This window comes from Asticcacaulis sp., assembly GCF_027484505.1.
GTDB lineage: Bacteria > Pseudomonadota > Alphaproteobacteria > Caulobacterales > Caulobacteraceae > Asticcacaulis.
In genome coordinates, this window is sequence record NZ_JAIXSV010000206.1 from 1 (window position 1) to 5,020 (window position 5,020).

At 59.4% G+C, this 5,020-nt stretch carries 3 protein-coding genes and 2 pseudogenes; 3 read left to right on the forward strand and 2 right to left on the reverse strand.

What is annotated here, in order from left to right:
* Positions 1-36 precede the first annotated feature (36 nt).
* The 3 genes and pseudogenes from Q0072_RS12380 to Q0072_RS12390 all read left to right on the forward strand — a co-directional run.
* Complete coding sequence (locus Q0072_RS12380; RefSeq protein WP_298330536.1) at positions 37-1,341, forward strand: RsmB/NOP family class I SAM-dependent RNA methyltransferase; 1,305 nt, start codon at positions 37-39, stop codon at positions 1,339-1,341.
* Positions 1,342-1,374: 33 nt separating this feature from the next.
* Positions 1,375-2,925 (forward strand): glutamine-hydrolyzing GMP synthase, encoded by a 1,551-nt coding sequence (gene guaA, locus Q0072_RS12385; protein ID WP_298330539.1) that lies wholly within the window; start codon positions 1,375-1,377, stop codon positions 2,923-2,925.
* Positions 2,926-3,239: 314 nt separating this feature from the next.
* Positions 3,240-4,112 (forward strand): annotated as a pseudogene (locus Q0072_RS12390) (integrase arm-type DNA-binding domain-containing protein); the annotation flags it as partial.
* Between the two features lie 22 nt (positions 4,113-4,134).
* Here Q0072_RS12390 and Q0072_RS12395 read toward each other — a convergent pair.
* Together Q0072_RS12395 and Q0072_RS12400 are read right to left on the reverse strand one after the other, a co-directional pair.
* Positions 4,135-4,413: an AlpA family transcriptional regulator gene (locus tag Q0072_RS12395; protein ID WP_298330543.1), complete on the reverse strand. Its 279-nt coding sequence runs from the start codon at positions 4,411-4,413 to the stop codon at positions 4,135-4,137.
* A gap of 98 nt (positions 4,414-4,511) precedes the next feature.
* Positions 4,512-4,829: pseudogene (locus Q0072_RS12400) on the reverse strand (tyrosine-type recombinase/integrase); the annotation flags it as partial.
* Positions 4,830-5,020 lie beyond the last annotated feature (191 nt).

The following is a 5,020-nucleotide window of genomic DNA, read 5'->3' on the forward strand; positions in this document are numbered from 1 at the left end:
ATGTGCGTCTGGACCTGTTTTGCGTAAGGATAAAGAGTGACCCCCGCCGCCCGTCTGCAAGCCGCTTCCGATATTCTCGACCTTCTGAGCAAGACGCGCCGTCCGGCCGAAGAGGTGCTGAAGGATTGGGGCCGCAACAACCGCTATGCCGGGTCAAAGGACCGCCGCGCCATTGCCGATAAGGTCTATCAGTGCCTGCGCGCGCGCGAACGCTTGTCTTTTGCAACGGATTCCTCGGCGGGCCGTGCGCTGGTGCTGGGGGCGCTGCACTTCCTTGACGGCGTAAGCCTTTCCGAGATCGACGACCTCTACACCGGCGAAGGCTATGCCCCGCCAAAGCTGTCGGTTGCGGAACGCAAGCGATTGGAGGCTGGGGATGGCGAAGCGCCCGAATGGCTGGAATCCGGCCTGCCGGCCTTTGTCGTGGAGCGCCTTAAAAGCGTCTATGGCGACGACTGGCTGAAAGAGGCTGAGGCCTTGATGTTACCGCGCGCCCCCATCGACCTGCGCGTCAATGGCGACCGTGCCCCATTGATCGCCGGGCTGGAAATGCTGGGCTACAGGCCTGAACCGACGCCGTTTTCGGCCTTTGGCGTGCGCCTGCCCGCCGATCCGCCGCCCAATGTGCGCGCGCTGCCCGCCTTCCGGCAGGGCACGATCGAGATTCAGGACGAGGGCTCTCAGCTGGCGGGTTTCCTCGCCGGGGCCAGGCCCGGCATGACGGTGGTCGATTATTGCGCCGGGGGCGGCGGCAAGACTCTGGCCCTGCTGCAAGCCATGCAGGGGCCAAATGGCGAGACATCCGGCCGCCTGATCGCCTCGGACGTCGAAAAGACGCGCCTCAACAATATCAAACCGCGCCTGATCCGCGCCGGTCTGGGGGCGGAATTGCGCCAACTTGGCCCGGACGGTGAGGGGATGGAAGACCTCGAAGCGCAGGCGGATCTGGTGCTGGTCGATGCGCCGTGCTCTGGCTCAGGCGTGTGGCGTCGCCGGCCTGAAACCGCGCATAAGCTGGAAGAAAAAGAGGTGGCGCGCCTGCATGAATTGCAAAGCGCCATCCTGCACCGCGCCTCACGTCTGGTGAAGCCGGGCGGGCTTTTGGCCTATGCCACCTGCTCGATCCTGCCGGACGAAAACGAGATGACCGCCGACCGCTTCGAAGCCGACCACCCGTGGTTTACACCACGCCCGGTCGCCGAAGCGCTGGACAGCGCCGCCGTGACCCCGGAAGGCGCAGAGACTTTGAAAAATATTGCGCAGGGACATCGCCTGCGCCTCAGCCCCGGAACCAGTCACACGGACGGGTTCTTCGTTTCGCTATACCGGCGCAAGCCGTAAGAATGGTCGAAAAACCCATAGAAAGACCGACGCATGTCGCATCACGAAAAAGTCCTGATTATTGATTTTGGATCGCAAGTGACTCAGCTCATCGCGCGGCGCGTGCGCGAATGCGGCGTCTATTGCGAAATCCACCCCTTCACTAAGGCGGCCGAGGCGATCAAAAGCGTCGCGCCCAATGCGGTCATCCTGTCCGGGTCGCCGCACAGCGTCGTCGAAGCCGGTCCGACCGTTGATAAGGCCTTATTTGATATGGGCCTGCCGGTGTTCGGTATCTGCTATGGCGAGCAACTGATGTGCGACCTTCTGGGCGGTAAGGTCGAAAGCGGCCATGACCGCGAATTTGGCCGCGCCGAAATCGAAATCGCCGCCGACACGCCGCTGTTCCGCGGTCTGGGCAAGCCGGGCGACAAGGAGATCGTGTGGATGAGTCACGGCGATCGCGTTACCGCCATCCCCGATGGCTTCAAGGTCATTGCCGTCTCCGAAGGCGCGCCGTTTGCCGCCATCGCCGATGAGGCCCGCCGCTTCTATGCCGTTCAGTTCCACCCCGAAGTGGTGCACACGGTGCGCGGCACTCAGATGATCAAAAACTTCCTGTTCGAGGTCGCGGGCCTCAAAGGCGACTGGACCATGGCCGCCTTCCGTCAGGAAATGATCGAAAAGATCCGTGCCCAGGTCGGGTCGGGTCGCGTTATCTGCGGCCTGTCGGGCGGGGTGGACTCATCGGTCGCCGCCGTTCTGATCCACGAAGCCATCGGCGAGCAACTGACCTGTGTGTTTGTCGATACGGGCCTGTTGCGCAAGAACGAAGGCGAGCAGGTGGTGTCGCTGTTCCGCGATCACTACAACATTCCGCTGATCCATGTGCAGGCGCAGGACAAGTTTCTGGGCGCCCTCAAGGGCCTGTCCGACCCTGAACAGAAGCGCAAGACCATCGGCCGCCTGTTTATCGAGGTCTTCGACGAAGAGGCCGCCAGGATTGACGGTGCCGAGTTCCTCGCGCAAGGCACGCTTTATCCCGACGTGGTCGAAAGCGTCTCGCCGCACGGCGGGCCTTCGACCGTTATCAAGAGCCACCACAATGTCGGCGGTCTGCCCGACTATATGAAGCTGAAACTGGTCGAGCCGCTGCGCGAACTCTTTAAGGATGAGGTGCGCGCTCTGGGCCGCGAACTGGGCCTTAGCGAGCAATTTGTGGGCCGCCATCCCTTCCCCGGACCGGGGCTGGCCATCCGCATCCCCGGCGAAGTGACCCCGGAAAAGGTCAAAACGCTTCAGGACGCCGACGCCATCTATCTCGATGAAATCCGCAAGGCGGGTTTGTACAACGATATCTGGCAGGCCTTTGCCGTGCTGTTGCCGGTGAAAACTGTGGGGGTTATGGGTGATGCGCGCACCTATGAGGACGTGCTGGCCCTGCGCGCCGTCACCTCTTCGGACGGCATGACAGCGGACTTCTATGAGTTCCCGTGGCCGGTGCTGGGGCGCTGTGCCACGCGCATCGTCAATGAGGTGAGGGGGGTCAACCGCGTCGTTTACGACGTGACCTCCAAGCCCCCCGGCACGATCGAGTGGGAATAAAAATGAGCCCTTTTTCGCACCCTGCTGCACCCTAAAATGCGCTATAATCTCTTGTATTTAAATAACAAAATATCGAGAGTTATCGACAGCCTTTGATGTGCCCTCGAATAGTGTGACGGCGTGGGCGAGGGTATACCGTCAGCTTGATACCGCCGAGAATTGAATATACCGTCAGGGTGCAAAGGGCTCTGACGGTATTTTTTTGCCCTAACTCACGGAAAGAACGAGAGAAAACGACTTCCGAAAGTGCGATTTCGGGGTGACGGTATTTTGTGTCTCGTTTGTTAAAATATTACCGCTTTGGAGGCGAGGGCATGCTAACAGACGCTGCACTTAAGAGTCTGAAACCAAGGGATAAAATCTATAAATTTACCGACCGTGACGGTATGTACGTTATCGTCCAGCCGACGGGGTCGATCACGTTCCGGCTGGACTACCGTTTGAATGGGCGAAGAGAGCCCCTGACGCTGGGGCGTTACGGGGGCGCAGGCCTTTCCCTGGCACGGACTCGTGAGAAGCTGATAGACGCTAAGAGGGCCATTGCAGAGGGGCTATCGCCAGCGCTCGAAAAGCAAAGGGAAAAACAGCGCGGAAAGGCCGCGAAGAGTTTTTCCGAGTGGGCCGAAAAATGGTTCTCGGAACATCGGATGGCCGATAGCACGAGGGCCATGCGTCGCTCAGTGTATGAGCGCGATATCCTCTCTGTCTTTGATCGGCGCCTGATGTCTGAAATCCTTCCGCCCGATCTGCGCGTGATGCTGGAAAAGGTCAAGGCGCGGGGCGCGCCGGCGACCGCCATACACGCACGCGAGATTGTTCGGCTGGTCTAAATGTTGGCAATCGCGCGCGGCGAAAAAGTCGCTAACCCCGCCGATGAAGTCAGCGCATCCACCATCGCAACCTTCATTCCAAGAGATCGGGCGTTATCGCCAAAGGAGATACGGGCTCTGTTCGGTCAGCTTGAGCACATTGCGACCCTGCCGACCATCCGTCTTGGGATGAAGTTTCTTCTGCTCACAACGGTGCGCAAGAGCGAGTTGCGTTTTGCGACCTGAGACGAGGTGGATTTCGAGAATGCGGTATGGAGCATTCCAAAAGAGCGAATGAAGAAGAACCGCGATCACAACGTCTATCTCTCGCAACAGTCCCTTGACATATTGGTTGCCTTGAAAACCTGTGCCGGTAATCCGTCATCGCTCTTACAGAGCGTCAGCCGGCAGACCTGACCGGCCTGGCTTTGCGCAACCTGACATCAGGCGTAACGACTTTCACCTTCTTGGACCGGCTCATTTCTTTGCGAGCCTCAAGCCAGGTTTCGACCTCGCCTAAATCCCACACGGGGGATCGGGAGGTCAGGTAGAAGCGCTGCGGAAACTCGCCCTTACGCTCCATGTCATAAATCGTGCTGTAACTAAGCGGGACGATCTGTTTCAGTTCGTCCCGCCGGATTGCCCTTCGAATAGATCGCTGTTCCAAAGAAGTCACCATTATACCCTTTCGTTTTATGTATTTTTTCCGTCTCCCAACACGCCGCAACCCCTAAGGGGTTCAATGAGGGCGTACGGGTAAGCAAAGGCATCTCACGACTACAGGCTGGGGTCAGGCACGTCCCATTCGACGGCGGGCGGCACGAGGACAGGCATGTATTTACGCCCCTCGATCCACGCATCGATCGTGTTCGCCCACTCCTGAAGCATATGGCGACGCTGACGTTCGTACTCGGCTTTGTTATAAGTACCGCGGGAGGTCCGGTTGTCCTCATGCGCGAGCGCCTTTTCGATCCAGTCCTTATTGAAGCCCAGTTCATTCAGGAGGGTGGACCCCGTTCGTCGCAGATCGTGGACGGTAAAGGGCTCCAGTGGCAGGCCCTCCCCTTTGGCCCGCTCGACGACGGCGGCGGTTAGACTGCCGCAGAAGGCGACACAGGTGTTGGCTCGAGTGGTTTCGATCAAGGCCGGTTACCGACCATATCCTCCACCACGTCGTTAATGAGTTGATCTGCCAGAGTTTCGTCGCTGATCACGCGCGATAAAACGACGGCACCAACCATTTCCGCAAGGATAGCGGCAGGGGTGCGCACGCCTGTGGCCGCAGG

What these genes read in the sequence shown, in the direction of transcription:
- Q0072_RS12395 (WP_298330543.1), bottom strand. Translation starts at nt 4,413, where the DNA reads ATGGTGACTTCTTTGGAACAGCGATCTATTCGAAGGGCAATCCGGCGG.
- guaA (WP_298330539.1), top strand. Translation starts at nt 1,375, where the DNA reads ATGTCGCATCACGAAAAAGTCCTGATTATTGATTTTGGATCGCAAGTG.